The 22,896-nt window shown below is 70.1% G+C and carries 19 protein-coding genes; 4 read left to right on the forward strand and 15 right to left on the reverse strand.

Annotation, left to right across the window (positions count from 1 at the left end; translation table 11 throughout):
* Positions 1-7 precede the first annotated feature (7 nt).
* Positions 8-751, reverse strand: coding sequence for a MotA/TolQ/ExbB proton channel family protein (locus tag D7Y04_RS36090; protein ID WP_120574841.1), 744 nt, complete (start codon positions 749-751; stop codon positions 8-10).
* A gap of 314 nt (positions 752-1,065) precedes the next feature.
* Here D7Y04_RS36090 and D7Y04_RS36095 point away from each other — a divergent pair, with 314 nt between their 5' ends.
* A complete protein-coding gene (locus D7Y04_RS36095; protein WP_121762264.1) occupies positions 1,066-1,920 on the forward strand; it encodes a general secretion pathway protein GspE in 855 nt (284 codons plus the stop codon).
* A gap of 21 nt (positions 1,921-1,941) precedes the next feature.
* Here D7Y04_RS36095 and D7Y04_RS36100 read toward each other — a convergent pair whose 3' ends face one another.
* The 5 genes from D7Y04_RS36100 to D7Y04_RS36120 all read right to left on the reverse strand — a co-directional run bounded on the left by D7Y04_RS36100 (position 1,942) and on the right by D7Y04_RS36120 (position 9,431).
* Complete coding sequence (locus D7Y04_RS36100) at positions 1,942-3,864, reverse strand: ATP-binding protein (protein WP_120595932.1); 1,923 nt, start codon at positions 3,862-3,864, stop codon at positions 1,942-1,944.
* Entirely contained in the window at positions 3,854-5,812 is a 1,959-nt protein-coding gene (locus D7Y04_RS36105; protein ID WP_171807013.1) for a PAS domain S-box protein, read from the reverse strand. The genes D7Y04_RS36100 and D7Y04_RS36105 overlap by 11 nt, the downstream gene beginning before the upstream one ends.
* Positions 5,813-5,864: 52 nt before the next feature.
* Complete coding sequence (locus D7Y04_RS36110; protein ID WP_121762265.1) at positions 5,865-7,547, reverse strand: nitrous oxide reductase family maturation protein NosD; 1,683 nt, start codon at positions 7,545-7,547, stop codon at positions 5,865-5,867.
* Between the two features lie 375 nt (positions 7,548-7,922).
* Entirely contained in the window at positions 7,923-8,201 is a 279-nt protein-coding gene (gene grxC, locus D7Y04_RS36115; protein ID WP_120574855.1) for a glutaredoxin 3, read from the reverse strand.
* Between the two features lie 84 nt (positions 8,202-8,285).
* Positions 8,286-9,431, reverse strand: a complete 1,146-nt coding sequence (locus D7Y04_RS36120; protein WP_158620655.1) for a heparan-alpha-glucosaminide N-acetyltransferase domain-containing protein — start codon at positions 9,429-9,431, stop codon at positions 8,286-8,288.
* 285 nt (positions 9,432-9,716) lie between these two features.
* On the opposite strand from D7Y04_RS36120, the gene D7Y04_RS36125 reads away from it, so the two are divergent.
* Positions 9,717-12,326: a U32 family peptidase gene (locus D7Y04_RS36125; RefSeq protein WP_121762266.1), complete on the forward strand. Its 2,610-nt coding sequence runs from the start codon at positions 9,717-9,719 to the stop codon at positions 12,324-12,326.
* A 49-nt stretch (positions 12,327-12,375) separates the two neighbouring features.
* On the opposite strand, the gene D7Y04_RS44190 is transcribed toward D7Y04_RS36125, so the two are convergent.
* The 5 genes from D7Y04_RS44190 to D7Y04_RS36145 form a co-directional block, all read right to left on the reverse strand.
* Positions 12,376-12,792 carry a hypothetical protein gene (locus D7Y04_RS44190; RefSeq protein ID WP_147477271.1) on the reverse strand — a complete coding sequence of 139 codons (417 nt, stop codon included), beginning with the start codon at positions 12,790-12,792 and terminating at the stop codon, positions 12,376-12,378.
* 83 nt (positions 12,793-12,875) lie between these two features.
* Positions 12,876-13,622, reverse strand: a complete 747-nt coding sequence (locus D7Y04_RS36130) for a queuosine precursor transporter (protein WP_121762267.1) — start codon at positions 13,620-13,622, stop codon at positions 12,876-12,878.
* A 77-nt stretch (positions 13,623-13,699) separates the two neighbouring features.
* On the reverse strand, positions 13,700-14,491 hold the full coding sequence (locus tag D7Y04_RS36135) for a dihydroneopterin aldolase (RefSeq protein ID WP_233601739.1): 792 nt from the start codon (positions 14,489-14,491) through the stop codon (positions 13,700-13,702).
* On the reverse strand, positions 14,488-15,213 hold the full coding sequence (locus tag D7Y04_RS36140) for an SDR family oxidoreductase (RefSeq protein WP_121762269.1): 726 nt from the start codon (positions 15,211-15,213) through the stop codon (positions 14,488-14,490). Before D7Y04_RS36140 ends, D7Y04_RS36135 begins: the two co-directional genes overlap by 4 nt.
* Positions 15,214-15,352: 139 nt before the next feature.
* On the reverse strand, positions 15,353-15,844 hold the full coding sequence (locus tag D7Y04_RS36145) for a hypothetical protein (protein WP_167548269.1): 492 nt from the start codon (positions 15,842-15,844) through the stop codon (positions 15,353-15,355).
* 126 nt (positions 15,845-15,970) lie between these two features.
* Between D7Y04_RS36145 and D7Y04_RS36150 the strand changes: the two genes are divergently transcribed.
* A complete protein-coding gene (locus D7Y04_RS36150) occupies positions 15,971-16,687 on the forward strand; it encodes a class I SAM-dependent methyltransferase (protein ID WP_121762270.1) in 717 nt (238 codons plus the stop codon).
* A 1-nt stretch (position 16,688) separates the two neighbouring features.
* Here the strand turns inward: D7Y04_RS36150 and D7Y04_RS36155 are convergent, their stop codons facing one another.
* Complete coding sequence (locus D7Y04_RS36155) at positions 16,689-17,210, reverse strand: GreA/GreB family elongation factor (protein ID WP_121762271.1); 522 nt, start codon at positions 17,208-17,210, stop codon at positions 16,689-16,691.
* 127 nt (positions 17,211-17,337) lie between these two features.
* Here D7Y04_RS36155 and D7Y04_RS36160 point away from each other — a divergent pair, with 127 nt between their 5' ends.
* Entirely contained in the window at positions 17,338-17,673 is a 336-nt protein-coding gene (locus tag D7Y04_RS36160; RefSeq protein ID WP_139919482.1) for a PilZ domain-containing protein, read from the forward strand.
* 10 nt (positions 17,674-17,683) lie between these two features.
* Here D7Y04_RS36160 and D7Y04_RS36165 read toward each other — a convergent pair whose 3' ends face one another.
* The 3 genes from D7Y04_RS36165 to D7Y04_RS46005 all read right to left on the reverse strand — a co-directional run bounded on the left by D7Y04_RS36165 (position 17,684) and on the right by D7Y04_RS46005 (position 22,757).
* Positions 17,684-18,163: a hypothetical protein gene (locus tag D7Y04_RS36165; protein WP_120574829.1), complete on the reverse strand. Its 480-nt coding sequence runs from the start codon at positions 18,161-18,163 to the stop codon at positions 17,684-17,686.
* A gap of 746 nt (positions 18,164-18,909) precedes the next feature.
* Positions 18,910-21,795, reverse strand: coding sequence for a DUF4105 domain-containing protein (locus D7Y04_RS36170; RefSeq protein WP_121762272.1), 2,886 nt, complete (start codon positions 21,793-21,795; stop codon positions 18,910-18,912).
* On the reverse strand, positions 21,792-22,757 hold the full coding sequence (locus tag D7Y04_RS46005) for a hypothetical protein (protein WP_233601740.1): 966 nt from the start codon (positions 22,755-22,757) through the stop codon (positions 21,792-21,794). The genes D7Y04_RS36170 and D7Y04_RS46005 overlap by 4 nt, the downstream gene beginning before the upstream one ends.
* Positions 22,758-22,896 lie beyond the last annotated feature (139 nt).

Here is a 22,896-nt window from a genome sequence, read left to right on the forward strand (position 1 = left end):
AGGAGAACTACTCCTCGGCGTGCGCGTGGGCGGACGCGGGGATGTTCAGGTTCTTGAACTTGTCGCGGTTGGCCACGATGAGGTTCAGCACGGAGACGCTGGTCTCGTTGATGTCGTTGATGAGGCCCTGGGTGCGGCCCATCAGCACGGAGAAGGCGATCAGGGCCGGGATGGCGGTGAGCAGACCGAAGCCCGTGCAGTTCATGGCTTCAGAGATGCCGTTCGCCAGAATGGTCGCCTTGTCGGCCGGGTTCACGTTCGCCACGGCCTCGAAGCAGGTGATGAGACCGTTCACCGTACCCAGGAGGCCGGCGAGCATCGCCGCGTTTCCGAGCATCGCCAGGTAGCCCGTACGAGCCTCCAGGCGGGGCGTCTCACGCAGGCTGGCCTCGTCGAGCGCCGCCTGGACCTCGTCCTGGCCCTTCGGCACGTTCATCAGACCGGCCTTGATGACGTTGGTCAGCGGCGTGTTCTTCTGGCCGGCCACATAGTTGATGGCCTTGTCCAGGTCGCCCGCGTAGATGTGCTTCTTCAGGCCGCGCAGGAAGCCTTCCTTGTTGATGGAGGCCTTGCCGAACAGGACGATGCTGCGCTCGATGATGATGGAGAGCGCGACCACCAGGCAGACCGCGATGGGGTACATGCCGGCCTGACCGGATTCCCAGCGGCGCCCCAGCTCCTGCAGGAAGGTCTCATTGCTTCCGCCGGCGTTGGCGAGAACGGACAGATTGGCTACGAACCCCAGGTTCATCACGGAAAGCCTCCAGATGGGCGGCGCGGCGCGCGCTTGCGAGCCGTTCCGCACTGCTACCGGCCGGGTGGACATCCACCCAGGTCAGCAGCAGGAATTTTGGATCACGGTGGCGCCGAGTCTAGGAACCGCTCCCAGGCGTGTCAAGGCAGGCACCCTCAGCGTTAGTTACTGAAATCTCACAGGAATTTTGCGTTGGCTCGCGGCTTGCCAAGTCGCTCCACAGGGCAAGTACCAGGCCCTTTCCAGCGGCTTGCGCAACAGGCGTGCCAGCGATTTGGGCACCTTCGGGTGACGTGTTAGGCGGGGAAACCATGGCCAGGAAGCGCATTGGTGAGCTGCTCGTGGAGCGCGGTGCGATCACCCCCGAGCAGTTGGAGGCGGGGCTCGCGGCGCAGCGGCAGACGCGGCAGCGGTTGGGCGTGACGCTCATCGGGCAGGGCGCCATCACGGAGGCCACGCTCGCGCAGGCGCTGAGCGAGGCGCTGGGGATGCCGCAGGTGGACCTGGCGGCGATCACCCCGGACTGGGCGGCGGTGCACCTGCTGCGCGCGCGCTTCTGCGAACAGCACGACCTGTTCCCCTACGCGTTGGAGAACGTGGGCGGCAAGCGCCAGCTGGTGGTGGCCATGGCTGATCCGCTGAACATCACCGCCATTGAAGAGATTGAGTTCACCAGCGGACTGAAGGTCAGCGGCCGGGTAACGGCGCTGTCCGCGGTGCGCGGGGCCATCCTGCGCTACTACCACAAGGTCCCCGTGGCCACGGGCCCCCGCCCCGCTCCGGCGCGTCCGCCCGCGAGGGCCGCTCCCGCGCGGCCGATCGTGGTGGAGGACGACGAGGAGGTCATCGTCGGCGAGGAGCTGCCCGCGTCGGAGAAGACGCAGCGCACGTCTCTGGCGGACCTCATCCGCGAGCGCGAGGAGCAGGCGAAGCGCAAGCGCGGCGGCGCGGTGGACAAGGGCAAGCCGCGGGCTCCGGCATCCGGCGGGGGCGGCGTGCTGGACGACCTGGACTACCTCTTCGGCCAGGCGGCGCGCGAGGAGCCGGACCGGCTGGAGGAGCTGGAGCGCCGCTTCTGGGCGCTGATGCGCATCATGGCGCGCAAGGGCCTGCTCACGAACGAGGAGTTCCGGCGCGAGCTGGACGACGAGGGCGGCGAGGGCTGAAGCGCCCCGCGCCGCTCGCGCTCAATCCGCGGCCAGGGGCAGCCGCACCGTGAAGGTGGTGCCCTGCCCCAGCGTGCTCTCCACGGTGAGGCGCCCGCCGTGGTTCTCCACGATGCCCTGGCAGATGGACAGGCCCAGGCCGGTGCCGCGCCCTTCCGGCTTGGTGGTGAAGAAGGGCTCGAAGATGCGCGACAGGTTGCGCTGCTCGATGCCGGTGCCGGTGTCGCGCACGCGCACCACCGCCTCCGGGCCCTCCTGAATCGTGGTCAGGTACACCCCTCCGCCGGGCTGCATGGCGTGGCAGGCGTTGGTGATGAGGTTGACGAACACCTGCACCAGGTTGGCGCGCACGGCGGCCAGGGGCGGGACGTCGCTCGCGTACTCGCGCTGCACGCTGACGCGGGCCTGGGAGACGACGTGCTCGCAGAAGCCCACGGCCATGTCCACGACGGCGTTGAGTGACACGCGCTCCGGCCGGTCCTGCGCGGGCCGCGCGTAGCTCACCAGGTCGCGGGTGAAGCGCAGGATGCGGTGGCTGCTCTCCAGGATTTTCTTCAGCTTCTCCTGGTCCGCGGGGTTCGCGCCCGGCGTCATCCGCGAGCGCTGCAACAGTGCATCCGCGTAGGTGGCCACCGCCGTCATCGGGTTGTTGATTTCATGCACCACGCTGGCCGCGAGCTGCCCGATGGAGGCCAGCTTCTCCGCGTGGATGATGCGCTTCTCCAGCTCCTTCACCACCGTGACGTCCTGGCCAATGACGATGACGCCCTCCACCTCACCCGGCTGGGTTTGCATGGAGGAGGTGGCGAAGGATACGCGCACCTCGCCGCCGTCGCGGGTGAGCAGGCGCGTCTCGAAGTTGTTCACGGACTCGCCGCGCATGGCCGCCGCCAGCACGGGCGCCAGCCGCAGCTGCTCGCTGTCCGCCACCAGGGAGGACAAATCCCGCCCCAGCACCTGCTCCTTGGTGAGGCCGGTGAGCGCGCTCAGCGCCTGGTTGAAGACCACCACCTGCTTGTCCCGGTTCACCACCAGGATGAGGGCGTTGGCCTTCTCCAGCAGCTCCTCCAGGTACTTGCGCACGAACGTCAGCTCGTCGATGAGCTTCGCGTTCTTCACCGCCACGGCGACCTGGCTGGCCAGCTGGAGCAGCACGCGCTCGTCGTGCGCGGGGTCCGCGTCCAGGCCCTCCGGGTACTCCATGTTGATGGCGCCGAAGAGCTGGCCGCTCGCGACCAGCGGGGCGCTCACCGCGCGGATGCTGCCGTGGAAGAGCAGCGGCACCTCTTCGGAGATGGTCACCCGCCCCTGGGGCAGCGCCGTCGGCGTGAGGTTGGTCTTCTCCACCGAGCGCTGGAAGAGGACCAGCGGTTCGTGCGCGCCCTCCTTGAGGCGGCCTTCCGCGTAGAGCGACGTGAGGCCGCCGGTGCGCGCGTCCACGATGCGGATGCAGAAGGAACGGCCGGGGAAGAGCTCCTTCACGCCGCGCGCCACCGCGGCCACCAGCTCCTCTTCGCCGCCGGCTTCCGCCACGCTGCGGCCCAGGTCCAGGAGCACGCCTTCGGTGCGCGCCTGCTCCAGGAGGGCCCGCTCCGCCACCACGAGCCGGCCGCTGATGATTTCGGTGTCCACACGGGCGCGCACCGCCACGGTGTCCGCCCGGCGCGACAGGGTGAGCACCAGCGACGTGCCGCTCTGGAGCACGAGGTCGAACTCGTGGGACTGCCCGTCCTCCGGCGCGACGGCGCTCGCCAGGGCCTCGGCCACCACGTCCACGCTGATTTCATGCATGGCGCAGAAGCGGCGCAGCGCGGGGTTCACGGCCGCGATGCGCAGGGACACGTCGCAGACGGCGGCGGGCTCGTCCAGCGCGTCGAAGAAGGCCTGGAAGGCGTCGGGGGCCAGATTTCCGGACGGGCGCACGGCGAGGACCTCACTCTTCATGGGAGCTGGCCTTGTCGAGGTCGAGGATCTGCTGCGCCCCCACGTACGACTTCGTCTCGTAGCGGGTGATCTTCCCGATCTTCCGGACGATCTCCGCCATGCGCTCCGCCTCGCGGTAGATGATGTCCACCGGCCTCCAGGCGAAGTCCTCCTCCTTGAGCTTGCGCTTGAGCAGCTCCGCGTAGCCCATCACGGAAGTGAGGGGCTGGTTGAGTTCGTGGGCTGCCGTGCCGGCGAGCGCGACGATGACGGCGTTCTTCTCGCTCTCCTCCAGCCGCGTCTCCACGTCGGACAGCTTGCGCTCCAGCTGCACCCGGTCGCGAAGGTCCGTGAAGATGCCCACGGTGAAGGACTCGCGGCCGCCCTCGTAGACGATGGAGGCCGTCATGTTCACGGGCACGCGCTCACCGGAGCGGTGCATCAGCTCCTGGCGCGTGAGTGACAGCCGGCCCTTGCCGCCCATGTCGGGCCCGCGCAGCTGGGCCATGATTCGCTGGGCGACACCGGGCGGGTAGAGCTGGAGCGCGTTGAGCTTCTCCTGGGCCTCCTGCGGGGTGTAGCCGCACATGGCCTCCGCGCCCTTGTTGAAGAGGATGATGCGCCCCTTCAGGTCGGCCGCGATGATGGCGTCCACCGACGAGTCGATGAGCCGCTCCAGGAAGTCCTTCGTGTTGCGCAGCTCGTCCTCCAGCTTGCGCGCGTGCGTCACGTCGCGGAAGGACAGGATGGTGGCCGCGTCCTCGTCGCGCAGCGGCGCGGCGGACATGGACAGCGTGAGGCAGCGGCCCGCGGGCGTGCGCACCACCACGTCCACGCCCATGCGCGCCTCTCCACGCGACGCGGACGTCACCAGCTCCATCAGCACGCCGTCGTCCACCGGCTGGGTGATTTGATTCAGGTGCTTGCCACGGGCCTCACCGGCGGTGGTGTCCAGCATCTGCGCGCCCGCGGGGTTGAGCGACAGCACGGCGGCCTCGTCGTCGAGGATGGCCACGCCCTCGCTCACGTGGGCGAAGAAGAGCTGGTAGGGCTTGAAGGACGCGGCCTTCTCCTCCGCCGCCAGCCGCGCCGTCTGCACGGACTGGAGCACCGACGCGCTCCGCAGGGCCACCGCCGTCGCGTGGGCCACCGTGGTGAGGAAGTCGATTTCACGGGTGCTGAAGGCCCGCCTGCGCCCAGCCGCGCGGAGCAGCAGCACGCCGCGCACCTGGCCGCGGATGGGCAGGGGCAACGCGGCGATGGCGTGGATGCCTCGCGCGGCCACGGCCCGACGCTCCAGGTCGCCCAGCAGCGGGTGCGTGGCGGCCTCCTGCATGACCACGGGCTTGCCGGTGCGCACCACCTCGCGGATTTCCGGGTAGCGCGCCAGGTCGATGCGCAGGTCCTTCATGCCCGGGTCGTCGCTGGCGGCGACGATGACGCCCTCGTCCACGCCGCCGCCCACCATCACCAGCGTGGCGCGCGCGATGTCCAGCTGCTCCGCCAGACGCCGCGTCACGCCGTGCAGGAGCGCTTCCACGTCGGAGCTCTCCGCGTAGTCGGCGGTGAGTTCCAAGAGCAGCGCCAGGTCCGTCTGGCTGCGGGCCTGCTCCTCACGCTCGCGGTGGCGTTCCGCGGCGCGCTGCAGGCGCCAGGTGAGCTCGTGCGGAAGGCCCTGGTGGGTGACGATGTCCGCGGGGCGCAGCGTGTCCACGGCGGCGAAGCCACGCGGCTCCGGGGACACCACCGCGAGGAGCGTGAGGTGCGGCCCGTTGAGGGACGTGAGCAGCTCCACCACGGCGGGTCCGCAGCCGGGAGCGGTGAGGTCCACCAGCGCCAGGGCGGCGTCGTCCGGGTCGTCCACCACGCGCAGGCCCGCGCGCTCGGCGGCGGCGTTCAGGGGTTCTCGAGCCACCGACCCTGGGGGGACCAGGACGATGCCGAAGGCGGGTTCCGACGGGGCCGACACGGGGCGCTGGACTCCGGAGCGAGGGGCCCCGGAGTCTACACAACCCCCGGGGTCAGGGGCAGCCTGACTCGAAGGCACCCTGGTCCGGCGCCGCCCCGCAGAAGGGCAGGCCCAGGGACAGGCCCGCTTCGCGCGCGGGGGACTGCGCGGAGAGCTGGTAGTCGTCCGAGCCCGTGTTCACGAAGCCGGGCGCGCGCTCCTGGGAGCGCTTGTCCAGGCCAGCCTTCGTGCGCCAGTCCGCCAGGCCCAGGGTGGCGCCCTCCAGGTTGAACACCGCCGCGCCACTGCTCCGGAAGTACAGGTTGCCGTCCACCACCGCGCCGCTCCGGCCCGCGCCGCTCCGAGCGGCGATGCCACAGCCGGCGAAGATGTTGTTGCGCACATCCAGGCCCTGGCTCGCGCCATTGGAGCCCGTGCCAAAAATGAGACACGCGCCGCTCAGGTTCCACACGGTGTTGTGCTGCACCTTCACGTCCACGGACGCGTCGATGCGGATGCCGGTGCCTTCTTCTCCGTCCGCCTCGCCCAGGCCGTCGTGGATGAGGTTGCGGCGCAGGATGACGCGCGTGGGGGGCGCACCCTCGCGGTTGCCGCCAATCTGGATGGCGCGCGCGTTGGCGTAGAAGACGTTGTCCTCCAACGTGACGTCGGACGGGGACATGTGGACGATGACGCCCTCGCCCGCGGAGGTGGACACCTCGCGGTGGTTGTAGATGGTGTTGCCGCGCAGCGTGACGCGGGTGCACGTCTTGATGTCCGCGCCGTTCTCCCGGTTGTCGTGGAGCTGGTTGTCCTCCACGAGCAGGTTGTCGAACGGCGTGCCCGGATGGGTGGCGCCGCCCTCTGGCCCCAGACACTGCACGCCGTCGCCAGAGTTGTGGTGGATGTCATTGCCGCGCACCACCACGTTGCTCGCGGAGGTCTGCACACAGACGCCGTGGCTGTCCACGTCGCCCTTGTCGAAGTGGGAGATGTCGTTGTCCTCGATGAGGACGTCGTGCGCCTTCTCCGTCACGTAGACGCCCGCGCCTTCAGTGCCGTTCTTCAAGATGCTGTCCCGGAGCACGCCGTGGTGCGCACCCGCGCCGCGCCACATCACCGCGAAGGTGGACTCGCCGCCCACGTCCACCGTGAGCCCCTGGATGTTCCAGTACGCGCCGCTCACGTCCACCAGCGCCGTCTCGCCAATGGAGCCACCCTTGAGGATGGCCGTGGCGCCCGGTGCGGCCCTCAGCGTCAACGGCTTGTCCGCCGTGCCCTGCCGCTCCGTCAGCTGTACGTGTTCGCGCCACGTGCCGGACTTGAGGAACACCGCCTCGCCGGGCTTCACCAGGGACAGGGCTCGCGCCACCGTGCGCAGGGGCAGCGCTTCCGTACCGGCCGCGGAGTCATTGCCGCTGGGGGACACCCAGAGCACGCGCGTGTATTGCGGCTCGGCGGGCGGCGGCGGTTCGGGCTCCTGGGGCTCCTCCGTGGGCGGTGGATCCACTGGATCCGTTGGCGGGTCCGTAGGAGTGGTGCCGCCATCCGTGGCGACGCCTCCGTCCGCGCCAGGAGACGTGCCCGCGTCGGCCGGCGTCTGGGGCCGCCCGGGCGGAGTGATGATGGGTGGACCGGCTGTGCCCGGAGGTGTGGATGTCGCGGGCGCGGGCTCGACCTTGCCGGTACAGCCGACGGTGGCAGCGAGCATCCCGGCGGCGCAGACGATGGTCGTCAGGGTCTGGCGGAAGCGCATGTGGACTCCTCGTAGGGGTTCACGGCGCGGGGGTGCGCTCGCGGGGTCGGCGGGCAACGGGAACACGCGTGCCGGGCATTCCCCGTCAGCCGTGGGCATCACCGCCGCCCGGTCGCAGGGCAGACGAGCAGGAATGTGAATCCACGCGGTTGGGCCTGGCGACAGGGGCCCGCGGATGTGCCGGAGGGTGGGCACCGCGCGCAGGACGGGCTTCAAGGCTCCTACCGCGAGGCCCCGTCCCAAGAGCGCGACAAGTTCCGCCGCCGGTCCCGTCCCAGCCACTGCCCGGAGGGACGACGCGAGCGCCCGGGAAACACGCGGACCGTGTCCCCCGGCAGGAGGAACACGGCCCGAACGCGACGGCGGATGACGTCTTCAGGGTGAGGTGGAGTCCTGGGCCTTCCGGCCGAGGAGCGCGTCCAGTTCCCCGCGTGCCTCCAGGTCGTACAGGTCATCGCAGCCACCAACGTGGCGGCCCGCGATGAAGATCTGCGGCACCGTCTGACGGCCACAGCGCCGCAGCATCTCCTTGTGACGCTCTTCGTCCGCGGCGACGTCGACCTTCTGGAACTCGCAGCCCTTCTCGTTGAGCAGGTCCATGGCCTGCCGCGAATAGGGGCAGGTGCGCTTCATGTAGACGACGACCTCGAGCATTACGGCCTCCTGCGTCGAAGGGTGGGGACGCATCCCGCGACCCGCAACCCGGCGCGAGTGCGCTCGCTCTCCTGCCCGTCCCCCTTAGCGAGCACCGGACACGGGCACGGTCGCGGGCAGACGCGCACTGGCCTCCCGGGCCCGGCCGCGCAGGTCCCACGCGTACAGGGCGCACCACTGGAGCCCGGCGGTGAACACGAACAGCAGCGGCCACAGCGGCGTGTAGTGCAGCCGCAGGAGGTACAGGCCCGCGTAGTACACGTAGAACTGGAGCACGAACGCGAGCAACGAGTGTCGGCCGATGACGCTCGCCGCGCGCAGGAAGCGCGACAGGTATCCGGCCTGCTCAGCGTGCAGCAGGAGCCCCATCAGGGCGAGCGCCGTGCCGCCATACAGCGCGACGTAGGCGGGCCCTGGCGGGTACTTCTGCGACTGCGACGTGAGCGCCATCAGCGTGTCGAAGCCCGCGCCATGCCACAGGTGGTGCACCGCGATGTGGAGCACCACCAGCGCGGCGCCGCCCATGGCGATGCCCAGGCCCACGAGCTCGAAGCGACGCCCCACGCCCTTCACGTCCGCGCGGCCCCACGTCCCCAGCCACTCACCGAACATGCTGCCCACCAGGTACACGCCCAGCCACGGCACCACCGGGAAGCCGGAGAGCAGCACGGACAGCTCGCGCTGACCGAAGAAGACCTCCTTGAACGTGCGCGCCACGATCCACTCCGGCCACCAGCACAGGCTCACCGTCCAGCTCAGTGCGAACAACCCCAGGCCCAGCACCGCGCGCGCCCGTCCGTTGAGCCGCGTCACCACCCAGGGCCCCACGAGCAGCGCCACCGCGAGGGTGTCCGTCACCGGCAGGGTTCGCAGCAGGACCAGCGATTCGTCCGGCCAGAAGCGATACGTGGGCACGATGAGCAGGTGGCCCGCGGTGAGCAGGAACAGGCCCCGGCGCTGCAGCCGCGTGCGCAGCGGGCCAAAGTCGCGGCTGCGCGCGTACAGGAGCCCCAGCATCAGGCCGCTGATGACCATGAAGCCGGGCGTGGCCAGCCTTGTCAGCAGGTGGATCCGCTCGCGCAGATGCGCGGCCTCACCGCCCAGCGGATAGAGATACGCGTCCGCGAAATGCGAGAGGAACACGAGCAACATCACCGAGCCCCGCATGGCATCCACCGCTTCCAGCCGCCCCGAGGCGGACCTCGCCCCTGGCATCTGCTCGCGCTGCATGTGAAATCCTTTCGGAAGAAGGCGCGCGGTCTTTGATGGCATCCCCCACCCGCCATTCGCGGGTGCCTGCCCAGCGCGCCTCATGACAGGAATATCACCGCCGGCATCAAAGACAAACATTCGGCGGGCAACGCCTCGCCACTGGAATCCTTGTCGTGCCAAGCATCGACTCTGGATTGAGCGTTGGCAGGGATGGATGGGACGTTTGGGCAGTTGCCCGTCCGCCCGGGAGATGAACAGGCATCAAGAGGGGAGCGGCGGGAGCGGGCGTGCTAGGTAGGAGTCATGTCTGCCCGACGCCCCGAAATCCTCGCCCCCGCTGGTGACCTGGAGTCGTTGCGTGCCGCCCTGGCCAGTGGCGCGGACGCCGTCTACTTCGGGCTCGATGAAGGCTTCAACGCGCGAGCCCGTGCGGAGAACTTCTCGCTCGAGCGGTTGGCTGAGACGGTGGGGCTCATCCACCGGGCCGGCGCGCGCGCCTACGTGACGCTGAACACGCTGGTGTTCGAGCCGGAGCTGCCGGTGGTGGAGCACCTGCTGCGCGGCGTGGCGAAGGCAGGCGTGGACGCGCTCATCGTGCAGGACCCAGCGGTGGCGCTGCTGGCGCGCGCCATCTGCCCACAGCTGGAGCTGCACGCGTCCACGCAGATGACGCTGTCCAGCGCGGAAGGGGCGCGGTTCGCCACGGGTCTGGGCTTCACGCGCATGGTGGTACCGCGCGAGCTGTCGGTGGCGGAGATCCGCCGGCTGGCGTCGCAGACGGACATCGAGCTGGAGGTCTTCATCCACGGCGCGCTCTGCATGTCGTGGAGCGGCCAATGCCTCACGAGCGAAGCGTGGGGCGGCCGGTCCGCGAACCGGGGCCAGTGCGCGCAGTCCTGCCGGCTGCCGTACGACCTGGTGGTGGACGGCGAGACGCGCGACCTGGGCGAGGTGAAGTACCTGCTTAGCCCCAAGGACCTGGCGGGCGTGCGCGCGGTGCCGGAGCTGGCGGACATCGGCGTGCACAGCCTGAAGATTGAAGGCCGGCTCAAGGGGCCGGCATACGTCTCCAGCACGGTGCAGGGTTATCGCCGCTGGTTGGACGGCGTGATGGCGGGCAAGCCCGACAGCGCGCGGCTGGCGAAGGACCTGGCGGAGATGTCGCTGTCGTACAGCCGTGGGTTCTCTCACGGCTTCCTGGCGGGCTCCGACCACCAGACGCTGGTGGAGGGGCGCTTCCCGAAGCACCGCGGGCTGTACCTGGGCCGGGTGCATGCGGTGGCTGGCAAGGACGTGCTCGTGGTGCCGGACGACCGGCCGTGGACGGGCGCGCTGGGTCTGGGCGACGAGCGCCCGGAGGCCCCGGCGGGCAACGTGTCCGCGCCGCTCACGGGCGAGCCCGACCCCGCGGATGTGGATCCGCGTCCGGGCATGGGCGTGGTGTTCGACGCGGGCGCGCCGGAGGACAAGCACGAGCCGGGCGGCCCCATCTTCCGCGTGGAGCGCGAGGGCGACGCGTGGGTGCTGGGCTTCGGCCATCCGGGTCCAGACCTGGGCCGCGTGGCGCCGGGGCAGCGCGTGTGGCTGAACAGCGACCCGGCGCTCGCGCGGCGCACGGGAGACCTGCTCGCTGAGGGTGAGCCCGAGGGCCGCATCCCGCTGTCACTGGTGGTGTCCGGCTCGGAGGGCTCACCGCTGCGCGTGCGGATGAGCACCGGGCGGTTCACGCGTGAGGCTGTGGGTACGACGGTGCTCGCGCCGTCGAGGGGCGCGGGCGTGGACGCGGCGCTGCTCAAGGACAAGCTGGCCGCGCTGGGCGGGACGTCGTTCCACCTGGCGGAGCTGGATGCGTCTGGATTGGCGCCGGGGCTGCACCTGCCGGTGTCGGAGCTGAAGGCGCTGCGGCGGCAGCTGGTGGCGGAGCTGACGGCGGACGTCGAACGCGGCCCCGCGCGGACGGTGAGCACGGAGCCGGTGGAGGCCAGCGTGCGTCAGGCATTGCTGGCGAAAGTGGCTTCGCGGCTAGCGGAGGACGCACCCCGGTTGCTGCCGCTGTGCCGCAACGACGCGCAGCTGGAGGCGGTCATCGCCGCAGGCCTGGGCGAGGTGGAGCTGGATTGGATGGAGATGGTGGGGCTCCAGAAGGCAGTGGAGCGGGCGCGTGCGGCGGGGCTGCGCGTCACCATCGCCACGGTGCGCGTGCAGAAGCCCGGCGAGGAGGGCTACGACACGCGTCTGGACCGGCTGCGCCCGGACGCAGTGCTGGTGCGCCACTGGGGCGCGATGATGCACTTCCTGGAGCAGCCGGCGGGTGCATCGCGGCCGGTGCTGCACGGAGACTTCTCGCTGAACGTCACGAACTCGCTGACGGCGGCGCACCTGTTGAGCCTGGGGCTGGACACGCTGACGGTGTCGCACGACCTGGATTCGGAGCAGCTCTTCGCGCTGCTGGAGCAGGCACCGGCGCACCGGTTCGCGGTGGCGCTGCACCACCACATCGCGACGTTCCACACGGAGCACTGCGTGTATTCACACACGCTGTCCAACGGGCGTGACTACAAGACCTGCGGGAGACCGTGTGAGAAGCATGCCATCGCATTGAAGGACCGGTTGGGATTGGAGCACCCAGTCATCGTGGACGTGGGGTGCCGCAACACGGTGTTCAACGCGCAGGCACAGAGCGCGGCGTCACTGGTGCCCCGGCTGCTGGAGCGCGGCGTGCGACGCTTCCGCGTGGAGTTCGTGCGAGAGACGCGCGAGGAAGCCACGCGGGTGCTGGGCGCGTATCAGGAACTGCTCGCGGGTCGTCTGTCGCCCGCGGAGGCGGTGAAGCGCGCGGCGGTGCACGAGCAGTTCGGCGTCACTCGCGGCACGATGCAGGTGCTCAAGCACCCGGCCCCGAACGCGCGCTGAGACGCGGTGTGAGCAGGGCTCCTGCTTCGAGCCCTGCCCCTCTGTTCGTTCAGGCGATGTGGAGCACGTCCCCGTGGGACGAAGCACTCCGCAGCCACTTCATGCGCACGAGGACGAACAGCAGCGTCATCGCGGCGAACCACTTCCAGTGGGTGGGATCGATGCCATCCCCCGCCTGCGCCACATGCTCTACCAGCGTGTCCGCGCTGATGAGGATCTCCATACCGAGCAGCAGTGGTCCGATGAGAGCCACCGCCACGCAGCCCCACGTCAGGAGGTCACGGAAGGCCGAGACGGGGCGCCGGGACAACGGGGCCATCAGTCCCAGGACGTCATGGCCGTCGCGGGCTCCGCGCCGCAGCCATCGCAGCAGCAGGAACACCACCACTGGCGAGCACCAGAGCGCGTAGAAGAAACCCATCCCGGGCGGCGGTGGACCACAGACATCCGCGAGCGTGAACTGCATGGGGGCACCCTCCTGTCGCTGAAGCGGAACAGAACCAGGAGGCGGGTTCAAGCCGACCACGGTCCGCGGACCCTCTACCGCGTTCAGGCCGCGGCCGCGGACGGGGGCTCGGCCTTGGTGGTCACGAGGTTCACCGGCTCACCGTCCTCGCCCAGCACCACTGGCGCGATGCCCAGCTTGCGCTCCACCAGCGCGTGCCCCAGGTAGACGAGCGGCGTCAGACCGATGGCCACCAGCAGCTTCACCGCGTACGAGGTGAAGATGATCCGGAAGATGACCTCCCGCGGCAGCACGCCCGTCCAGGCGATGAACTGCACCACCACCGTGTCGATGAGCTGCGACACCACCGTGGAGCCCGTCGCGCGCAGCCACAGCATCCGGTTGTTCGTCACCCGCTTGAGCAGGTTGAACACCGAGATGTCCAGGAACTGCGCCACCAGGTACGCCACCATCGACGCCGCCAGGATGCGCTGCGAGCCGCCGAAGACGTTGTTGAACGAGGCAGCCACCGTCCCGCTGTAGTCCTTGGCCTCCGTCATCGGCGCCCACGGAATCTGGCCCGCCAGCGCGACAATCACGAACGTGAAGATGGCCATGACAAAGCCCACCCACGTCACGAACCGTGCGACCTTCTTGCCGTAGAACTCGTTGAGGATGTCCGTCAGCAGGAACGTCACCGGGAACGGCAACATCCCCACCGACATCACCGCCACCACCGGGCCCAGGTGAACCTCGAACAGCTTCACCCCGATGATGTCGCCCACCACCAGCGAGGTGATGAACAGCCCCGCGAGCACCACGAAAAGCTGAATCCGCCGGTCCAGGGTCATGCGATGCGTCCTTCAAGAGCAGTGGCGCCTCTACAGCTAGCACACCCTCCCGCCCCCGTCGCTTGGACGCCCGGGGCCTACTCGGGCAGGTAGTACAGCTTGCCCGCCCCTACCGGCGCGGCCTCCCCGGAAGCCCCTCCCTCGGAGAGCACCAGGCGCGGCCGGTACACCCCCAGCACCGTCTGCTCGGTCGCCGTCGGGTTGTCGTAGCCGTGCCCGAAGACATCCGGTCCGCTGAACGCCATCCCCCGCCCCACCGGCTGCCCCTGCAGCACCAAGCCCGCGCCCAGCACCAGCTCCATTCCCTCCGTGTGGCCGTCCGCGCGCGGGGGGATGCTCCTCCCCGGCTCCACCCGCAGCCGGTACACGCCGTAGGTCGCTCCTTCGTGGATGACGTCCACGTGGCCGAAGGGCTTCGCCTCCGTCCGGTACACCATCTCCCGGGCGGTGCGGTGCACCTGGAGCGACGGGATGGCCCAGCCCGTCAGCGCCTCCGGCTTGGTGACCCGCACCGTGGCCGCGTGCAGCAGCGCGTGCGGCGCGGCGTCCGTGGGCGGCGCCAGGAGATAGCGGCACACCGCCTCCGCCGCGGACTCCAACAACTCGAAGCGGCACGCATCCAGGAGGAAGCGCAGCTCTCCGGCCAGGCGCCCGTAGTGCACGGTGTTCGCCAGCTTCCCGCCCACCGCCGCCTGCCGTGCATCCAGGAAGAGCGCCACGTCCAGCCGCAGGGGCTGCGGCGTCACGCGCTCGCGGTTGTAGAGGCCCACGATGACGTCCACCGTGAGCCCGCGCAGCTCCATCACATCCAGCGGACGGCCCTGCGCGTCAGTGACCACGGGGTGCATCCACACGGGTTCATGGCTCACAGCTGCGCGCTCCTTCCGCCATCCACGGCGATGACCTGCCCGGTGAGGTACGGCGCCTCGCGCGCGAGGAACACCACCGTGCGCGCCACGTCCTCCACGCTGCCCTCGCGGCCCATGGGCACGCGGTCGAGCACTTCCTTCCGCGCCGCTTCGTCGAAGTGCTCCGGGAAGGCCACCACGCCCGGCGAGATGGCGTTGACGCGCACGTGCGGCGCCAGCTCCACCGCCAACGCTCGCGTCAGCATCACGAGCCCCGCCTTGCTCACCGAGTAGTGCGCGTAGTGGCTCACCGCCCGCTCCCCGCCGATGTCGGTGAGGTGCACCACCAGCGGGTCCTTCCCCGCGCGCAGCGACGGCAGCAGCGCCTGCGTGAGGAAGAAGGGCGCGTCCACGTTCACGGCGAGCATGAGGCGGTACTGCTCGCGCGTCACGGCCGCGAAGTCCACGCGTTCGTAGAGCCCCGCGTTGTGGACGACCACGTCCAGCGCGGGATGCGCCTCCCGGACTCGCGCGCCCAGCGCGTCCACGGCCTGTGCGTCGGAGAGGTCGCCGCTGTACAGCGTGACTCCGCGGCCCAGCTCCCGCAGCTCTTGCGCCAGTGCTTCCAGCGGCTCCATGGAGCGGTTCGCGTGAAGCGCCAGGTCGTAGCCGGCGCGGCCGAGCGCGCGCGCCACCGCGCTGCCGATGCGCACGCCCGCGCCCGTGATGAATGCGGTCCCCATATGCGGGCCCTGCCTAACAGGCCCGCCCGCGAAAAAACACCGCGGGGCGACACCTGGAGTCCCCACACCAGGTGCCGCCCCGCGTTGTTCCCCTGCTTCCCCTTTGCGTCGTCCGTCCCGTCTCGTCTCCTCGTGTTGGCTACGGGTAGTAGACCACCGTCTGCCAGCGGCGCCCGCCGTACGGCACCCAGACCCACTCCGTCACCGCCTGGTATCCGCCCGCCACATAGCGCTGGTCGTAGTAGCCCGGCGAGCAGCTCACGTGGCGGCCGCGGCGGCCACGGGACACGCACTGCTCGGGGACCCAGACCTGCTCGTAGCGCGCCGGCACCCAGCGCTCCACCGTCTGCAGCTCGTAGCGGCCGCGCGAGTCCACCGGGCGCGGCATGGGGCCGTAGTTGCCGCAGTTCGGGCCGCGGCAGCCCATGAAGCGGCGCGTCTTCGCGTCGTCATTGTCGTAGCGGAACGCCTGGCCCTGCGGAGCGGAATCCCAGCCGCCGTTGTACCGCTGCTGGCCGCCCCACTGCGCATCCGCCCGGGTCGGGCCGCGCCAGTCCGCCGCGAACGACGTGGAGGAACCGAGCAGCATTGCACCGAAGGCCAGGGTCGCGAGTCCGAGCTTGAAAGCCATGTCTTCCATCCTCCGTCCGAGTTGCTTGTCCTGACTGACGGGGCCCCCGCCGGAACATTCAAATCCCATCGAGTCCTTCTCCACCCCGGTGGCGGAGCCAGGGGGGATGTGGGTACACCTCGTCCCATGTTCCACCGCGACGGCCCCACCTTCCGCGAGCTTGCACGGCAGGCCCTCACCTCCGTCGAGCAGGGCTACGACCTGCTCGCGCCCAAGTTCGAGCACACGCCGTTCCGCACGCCGGATCCGGTGCTCAAGGCCGCGCTCGCGCACGTGGCCCCCGAAGGCAGCGTGGGCAGCGCGCTGGACGTGTGCTGCGGCACCGGCGCCGCGATGCGCGTGCTGCGCCCGCTGTGCCGCGAGCGCGTCGTCGGGTTCGACCTGAGCCAGGGCATGCTGGATGAAGCGCGGCGCAGGCTCGCGGATGCCCCGGGCAGCGCTGCGCTCGACTTCGTCCGGGGCGATGCGCTGGCGATGCCCTTCGACGCGACGTTCGACCTGATCACCAGCTTCGGCGCCTTCGGGCACATCCTGGAGGAGGACGAGCCGCGCCTCGTCGAAAGCATCACGCGGGCGCTGAAGCCCGGTGGCCGCTTCGTCTTCGTCACGGCGCAGCCGCCGTCCGCGCTCAACCCCGGCTACTGGGTGGCCAAGGGCTTCAACGCCGCCATGCGCGTGCGCAACGCGCTCTGGAAGCCGCCGTTCGTCATGTACTACCTGACGTTCCTCGTGCCCCGCGCCCGCACGCTGCTGGAGGCGGCGGGGTTCGACGTGGAGGTGCGCGAGGGCGACATGCCAGAGCCCTTTGGCCGGCTCGTCACCGTCGTCGCCACGAAGCGCTGAATCACGGCGCTGCCGCGGCGGCTTCGGACTCCGCGTACTCCACCGCGAGGATTTCGTACTCCACCGTGCCGCGCGGACGCTCCACCTGCACGGCCTCTCCGGCCTCCTTGCCCAGGAGCGCTCGCGCCAACGGGGACTCCACGCTCAGCCGCCCCGCCTTCACGTCCGCTTCATCCGGACCGACGATGCGATAGCGCATGCGCGCGCCGTCCTCGTCCTCCAGCACCACCCACGCGCCGAAGAAGACACGGCCCGCCTGCGATGGATCCGGCTCCACCACCCGCACGTCCTCCAGGATGGCGGTGAGTTCGCGCGCCCGTCGCTCCCGTTCGCGCTTGCGCACTCCCGCTTCCAGCTCCGGCCAGTCCTGGGGCGCGGGGCCCTGCAGCTCCAGCAGCTCCTCCTGGAGCGCGCGGTAGCCCTCCGCCGTGATGTAGCGCTGCTCCGCCGACGTCGACCGTGGGCGCGCGGGGGTGAGCCCCTCGTCGCCGCCCCCGTCTTCCTTGGTGAATGCCTTCGACATGGCCCGCTCCCTCCTCCCAGGAGATTTCTCAACGAATCCCAGGCTTTGCACGCCGGGTCCGCCTGCCCGCCCGCTCTCTATTGGCGCAATTTTACTACTGAAACGGAATCCGCCAGGATTCGAGGGCATGCACCTCCCCCGAGCCGTGCCTCGCTTCGAGCATCGCCTGGCCGTCCGTCTGCGCGGCATGCTGCCGCTCTACACGCGGGATGTGTCGGAGAGCGGCTTCTGCGCGGAGATGCTCCAGCCAATGAAGGCGGGCGATCTCGTCGAAGGCGCGTTGCTGCTGGGGGACGAAGAGGTCCCCTTTCAAGCCCAGGTGATGTGGTCCCGCCGTTCCGCCGGGGAGCGCACGCGGGGACGCTGCGGCGTGCGCTTCGTCACCATCGGCGAGGACTTCCAGCGGCGGCTGGGTGCGTTCAGGCGCTTGCAGGGCAGGCGCCTGATTCGCTGGTTCACCTGACGAACCGGACCTACTTCGCCGTTTCGGAGGCCGCCGGGGCCGCGGTCTCGGACGGAGCGCCGGGCGTCGCGGGCGTGGTGGACGGCTCCACGGCGGACTCGGCCGGGGGAGCGATGGGCGCGCCTTCGGGGGCCGGGGCCTGACCGGAGGGCACCACCTGGAGCTTGTAGCGGGCCACGCCCTTGGGCAGCACGACCTCCACGAGCGGGTTCTCCTTCACCAGGCCCGGGTCGAGCTGGAGGGAGAACTCGCCGTTCTCGTCGGTGGTCGCGTTGATGTGGTTGCGGTACTCGCCACCGAGAATCTTGGCGCCCTTCACCGGCTGGCCCGTCGCGGCGTCCGTCACGCGCAGCACTACGAGCTGGCCCGCCTGGAGTTCGGTGGCGCCGTTCGCCTGGATGACTTCGTTGTAGCGCGGGCGCAGCGCGCAGGCGGACAGCAGCGCGGAGGAGAGGACGGCGATGGTCAGCAGGTTGCGGCGAAGGCTCATGGAATCCATCCAGGCTGGGAAGCGGTACGGCGGAGGCGCGGCAGCATAGCCGCCAGCCACCGGACGCCAAGTCTCCGGTGCGTTACAGCCCCCGTGTGCGGCATCCGCCCCCACACCGGGTCGGGAAATTCCCGGCGGGCAGGCACGGCATGCGCCTTCCTCCCCGAGGACCGGTGGAGCCGTCAGCCCTTCCACCCGCCCGCTTCCAGCACCATCTCCCAAGGTGTCCGGGCACGTTCTTCCCCCGCCCGCACGGAGGACAAGCTCCATGGATGAGACCTATACGGAGGAATCCGGACGTGTCGCGCGTCCGGAGCGCCGTTTTGAGATGGAGAACGGGCGGGCCGAGTACTCACCCTTTCCGCCCGACACGCGCGTGGAGGAGAGCCGCGTCGTCTGGAAGCACAACCGGTTCGACGTGAGCGTGCTGACGATGGTGCTCATCAGCGCCGTCACGTTCTTCATTCCGTTGTTCAACGGCCTGCTGGCCGGCACGTTCGGCGGCTTCCACGCGGGACGTCCCCGCCGGGCGCTGGCCGCCGCGCTCGTCGCGTCGGTGGTGGTGCCCGCCGCGTTCTTCGTGGCCTTCAACGTCTTCAGCGTGGGCTCCGTGCGCGTCTTCTACGGCCTGGGCTGGACGAACTGGACGATGCTGCACGTCATCGGCCTGTTCATCGGAGCGCTCTGCGGCGCCGCCAGCCGTCCGGTGTTCACCGGTGAGGTCCCCGTCTTCCGCTCGCAGTACGTCAGCGGACCTCCACTCCTAGCGCAAGGCGATGTCGCGCCAGCCCTTCCGGAAGGCTCGCGAGACTTTTCCCGGGACCTGCCCACGACGCGAGTGTCCCCTCCCAGTGGACCTGTGCGCGGGGAGTGAGCAGCACGCTCCACCGGGAGATGCGCCCCAGGTACCACTCCACCTGGAGCGTCGCGTCCGCCTCGTGCACGAAGCCCGGCGTGATGCCCGTGCGCCATGACGGCACGTACGTGGCCTCCAGGCGCAGGGCGCTGTTGCCCGGGCCGGGCAGGCCCACGCGATGGGCCAATGACAGACGGGGGCCCACCGTGGGGACCGTCTCCCGGGGGCTCCAGGCCATCGTGGCCTGGGCGCCCAACCCCACCGCGAGGAAGGTGTCGAAGCGCTCCGAGGCCGCCACCACGCCCAGCGCCTCCGCCTCCACCGTCGCGCGGTAGGGCAGCGGACGGTCGATGTCCGTGGACATCTTCGCTTCCGCGCCCCAGCCCAATGAGTCGGAGAACGACCGTTGTTGCTGAGGCAGTTCGGGCATCAGCGTGCGGTAGCCCACCAGCGTCAGGCGCGAGCCGAGGATGCGAGGGACGCCCCAGCGCGGCTCCACCGACAGCTCTCCGTCCAGCACGCGCAGCTCGCTGCTGGACTGGAAGCCGTGCAGGCGCGCATCGCCCAGGGCCTCGTTCATCGCGGAGGTGCGCAGGCTCACCACCGGCCGAGCGGCGCCCACCTCCGGGAAGTCCACGCCGCCGCTGACCACCGTGCGGGCCGCGCCGGATTCGCGCAGCGCGCCCCGGGCCCAGGTGGTCTCGAGCTCCACCTTCTGTTCATGGTCCTTCGCGAGGAAGGCCCGCGGATCCACGTCCGCTAGCGGTCCATCGTTGAGCTCGCCCTGCGCTTCGGTGGCCGCGGCGAAGGAGGCTTCGGTGTGCTCCGCGCGGACCAGGGCCTTGAGCTCATCCGGCGTGGGCGGCCGCTTGATGGCCGTGTCCAGGGCCTGCTGGAGCAGGGCCGTGCGGTCGAGCACCGCGAGCTTGCGCTGCATGTCGTCCTCGCGCTCGAAGAGGAGTTGCCGGTCCTTGACGCCCTGGGCGGCGCCGCCCTGCCCCTTCAGCTCCAGGGCGACGAAGCGCTCACGTTCGATGGCGAGCTTCTCCCCTTCGGCCTGGTCCACCGCCGCGCGCTCCACCCGCACCGCGTGCGCCACGTAGGCGTGCAGGGCATCGCGGGCTTCGGCGCGCCCGGCTGGAGGAGCGGCGTCGAGCGCTGTCGTCACGGCGTGAGGCAGCAGCTCGTAGGCCTGCCTGCGCACGTCGGGTTCGGGGGACTGGAGGCGGCGGTGCACGTGGTGCAGCGGCGCGAGCGCGGTGGATGGAAGCAGGGAGGCCAGCTTCGTGAGCAGCCGCTCCTCTTCCACGAGCGCGCGCCGGGCGCGGTCTCCCGTGGATTCGAGTGCGTCCGGGACGTGCTCCAGCAGCGGCACAGTGAGTCCCTTCGCGTCCACGACGTTCGTCTTCGCCAGCGTGTCCAGCGTGGCCGTGGGCAGGACCCACAGCGTGCCGGGGGCGCTCACGTGACGGCCGTTCTCCAGCGAGCCATTGAGGAGGAAGAGCAGCGCGGCGGCGCAGTTGTCGGTGAAGAAGTAGTAGCCCAGGTAGCCGCGACGCTCGAGCTCCCAGATGCGCTCCAGCATGCGCTGGGACTCGCCGGGCGTGAGGTTCAACCGGAAGCGGCGGATGGTGCGCTGCTCCAACTCCAGCGACTCGTGGGTGATGTCGCCCAGGGTGCCCGTGAGGAAGACGGTGCTGTAGCCACCCGTCATGCCCTTCATCAGGTAGCCCAGGCCCTTCTCCTCCATGCCGGTGAGGGCCACGAGCTGCACGACGCGCTCGAAGCCGGGGCCCTGCACCGTGGCGCCTTCGCGCCAGACCGGGCGCAGGAGCAGGTGGCCGAAGAGGGACTGGGGCTGACGGCCCGTGGCCGCGACGAGCAGGACCTCCAGGTGGGAGAGCGCATCCGCTTCCGCCCACGTGTCGAAGGCCGGGCAGTCTCCTCGCGTGGGCAACGTGCCCAGGCGCGCCTCCGAGATGAACTCCGACAGGGCGCGCGTCTTGGACAACTCCTGACAGCGCACCTGATCATCCTCGGGCAATGCGTCCGGGCGCAGGGACTCCACGGGGACGAACAGCTCCTCCGCGAACGTGACGAGGTCCAGCGAGGCGCTGACCTGGCCCCGGGCTCGGCTGAAGGCGCCGGCGTAGGTGATGCTCGCGGTCTCCTTCCACGTGAGGGGGCGCTCGAAGGGGAGCAGCCATCCGTCCAGCCTGCGCCACCGGGGACGCTTGCTCCAACCGCGCGCGTCGTCCCAGCGCTGCATCACGGCGTGCACCACGGCACGGCGGCGCCACAGATGTTCGGCCTCCGTGTCGGTGAGCCGTGACAGGCGCAGCGTGGCGCGGCGCTCCTCGGAAGAGGTGTAGCGGTAGAGGTGGAACTGCTCACGCTGCTCCGACCAGTCCGGACGGGCCTTCGTGCCGTCACCCAGGCCCAGCGGCGCGGGCTCCGGATGCAGCACGAACTCCAACTTGCCTCCGGGGGGACGGCGCATCGCGGGTGGCAACGCGGCGAGCCCCGCCTCCACGTCCGAGACCAGCGAGGCATCCCGCGCCGCGGCACCGCGCAGGAGGATGCCCGATGTGGCCTCCAGTGCCGCGACCCGTTCGGCCAGGACGACCTCCGGGGACAGCCCCTTCAAGAACGCTGGCACCGCGAGGTGGCCCAGGGGTTCTTCGGCCGGTGTGTCCTGTAACTGCGCATGAGCCTGCGCGCTCACGGGCAACAGCAGCACCGTGAGCAACCCCATCCAGGCTGTGCGGGGCCTCACTGGAGGGCCTCGGCCGTTTGGGGCGCACCCTCCTGTTCCAGGATGAAGGCCTGACGGTCCTCTTCGAGCCGGGGTTCGGTGCGCGCCAGCTGGCCCACGCGCTCCAGCCAGGCGCGGGCACGCTCGGGCGTCAGCGTCTTCGCGTCCGCCATCATCAGCAGCTCCTTGCGGTGCGTGCGCAGCAGCTTGCCGAAGACATCCAGGTTCTCACGGCGGATGCGCGCCGCCTGCGCCAGGTCCTCCACCGTCGGGCCCGCGCCCAACGCCAGGTCCTCTCGCAGCTGGTGCGTGCGGGCTCGCAGGTACACCTGGGCCGCGTGCCCCACCTCCTTCGGTGAGGGGCGCTTGCCCTTGCGCCGCTCCGCGCGCGCGTACGACTGCCAGATGATGATGCCGAGGCCCATCACCGTCAGCGCCACCGTGGCCGTCGACAGGAGCTGATTCTCGCGGCCGTTGCTGCTCTCGCTGCGCGTGCGTGAGTCGTCGCCCTGATCCACCTGGTTCGACTCGCTGGTGCCCGCGTTGCTGTTCTCGCTGGAGCCGGAGTGGCTGGAGCCCCCTTCCCTGGAGCTGTGGTCGCTGGAACCCGAGGAGTCCCCCGAGTCCGACTTGCTCGAATCTCCCTGGCTGGAGTTGCCCGAGTCGGAGTCGCTGGACTCGCCCGAGCCCGACTCGCTGGAGCCCTCGTCGCTGGAGCCATTGGAACCCGACTTGCTCGAATCCCCACCGCTGGAGTTGCCCGAGTCGGACTTGCTGGACTCACCCTGGCTGGAGTCACCCTGGCTGGAGTTGCCCGAGTCCGACTGGCTGGAGTCACCCTGGCTGGAAGCGCCCGAGTCCGACGAGTTGCCCGAGTCCGACGCCCCCGCGGCCCTCAAGCCCACGGCGGGCGTGCGACACCCCACGGCGAGCATCAGCATCGACGCCGTCACCGCGCGCTTCCATGAAGACTTCGTCCGCATCCATCCCCCTCGAAAAGGCGCCACCGGGCCTGGCGCCAGCCAGTGCCCTAGCCAACCGCATGCCGGGCGCTGGATTGTGCATTATCGAGAGGTTGCTGGATCGTCTGACGCGATACGGCGCGAAAATCCCCTTCCAAGG

It is taken from the genome of Corallococcus sp. AB038B, from assembly GCF_003668955.1.
GTDB lineage: Bacteria > Myxococcota > Myxococcia > Myxococcales > Myxococcaceae > Corallococcus > Corallococcus exiguus.

Excerpts from the sequence above, each read along its gene's own strand:
- D7Y04_RS36090 (WP_120574841.1), bottom strand. The coding sequence starts at position 751 with ATGAACCTGGGGTTCGTAGCCAATCTGTCCGTTCTCGCCAACGCCGGC.
- D7Y04_RS36095 (WP_121762264.1), top strand. The coding sequence starts at position 1,066 with ATGGCCAGGAAGCGCATTGGTGAGCTGCTCGTGGAGCGCGGTGCGATC.
- D7Y04_RS36100 (WP_120595932.1), bottom strand. The coding sequence starts at position 3,864 with ATGAAGAGTGAGGTCCTCGCCGTGCGCCCGTCCGGAAATCTGGCCCCC.
- D7Y04_RS36110 (WP_121762265.1), bottom strand. The coding sequence starts at position 7,547 with ATGCGCTTCCGCCAGACCCTGACGACCATCGTCTGCGCCGCCGGGATG.
- grxC (WP_120574855.1), bottom strand. The coding sequence starts at position 8,201 with ATGCTCGAGGTCGTCGTCTACATGAAGCGCACCTGCCCCTATTCGCGG.
- D7Y04_RS36120 (WP_158620655.1), bottom strand. The coding sequence starts at position 9,431 with ATGCAGCGCGAGCAGATGCCAGGGGCGAGGTCCGCCTCGGGGCGGCTG.
- D7Y04_RS36125 (WP_121762266.1), top strand. The coding sequence starts at position 9,717 with ATGTCTGCCCGACGCCCCGAAATCCTCGCCCCCGCTGGTGACCTGGAG.
- D7Y04_RS44190 (WP_147477271.1), bottom strand. The coding sequence starts at position 12,792 with ATGCAGTTCACGCTCGCGGATGTCTGTGGTCCACCGCCGCCCGGGATG.
- D7Y04_RS36130 (WP_121762267.1), bottom strand. The coding sequence starts at position 13,622 with ATGACCCTGGACCGGCGGATTCAGCTTTTCGTGGTGCTCGCGGGGCTG.
- D7Y04_RS36140 (WP_121762269.1), bottom strand. The coding sequence starts at position 15,213 with ATGGGGACCGCATTCATCACGGGCGCGGGCGTGCGCATCGGCAGCGCG.
- D7Y04_RS36145 (WP_167548269.1), bottom strand. The coding sequence starts at position 15,844 with ATGGCTTTCAAGCTCGGACTCGCGACCCTGGCCTTCGGTGCAATGCTG.
- D7Y04_RS36150 (WP_121762270.1), top strand. The coding sequence starts at position 15,971 with ATGTTCCACCGCGACGGCCCCACCTTCCGCGAGCTTGCACGGCAGGCC.
- D7Y04_RS36155 (WP_121762271.1), bottom strand. The coding sequence starts at position 17,210 with ATGTCGAAGGCATTCACCAAGGAAGACGGGGGCGGCGACGAGGGGCTC.
- D7Y04_RS36160 (WP_139919482.1), top strand. The coding sequence starts at position 17,338 with ATGCACCTCCCCCGAGCCGTGCCTCGCTTCGAGCATCGCCTGGCCGTC.
- D7Y04_RS36165 (WP_120574829.1), bottom strand. The coding sequence starts at position 18,163 with ATGAGCCTTCGCCGCAACCTGCTGACCATCGCCGTCCTCTCCTCCGCG.
- D7Y04_RS46005 (WP_233601740.1), bottom strand. The coding sequence starts at position 22,757 with ATGCGGACGAAGTCTTCATGGAAGCGCGCGGTGACGGCGTCGATGCTG.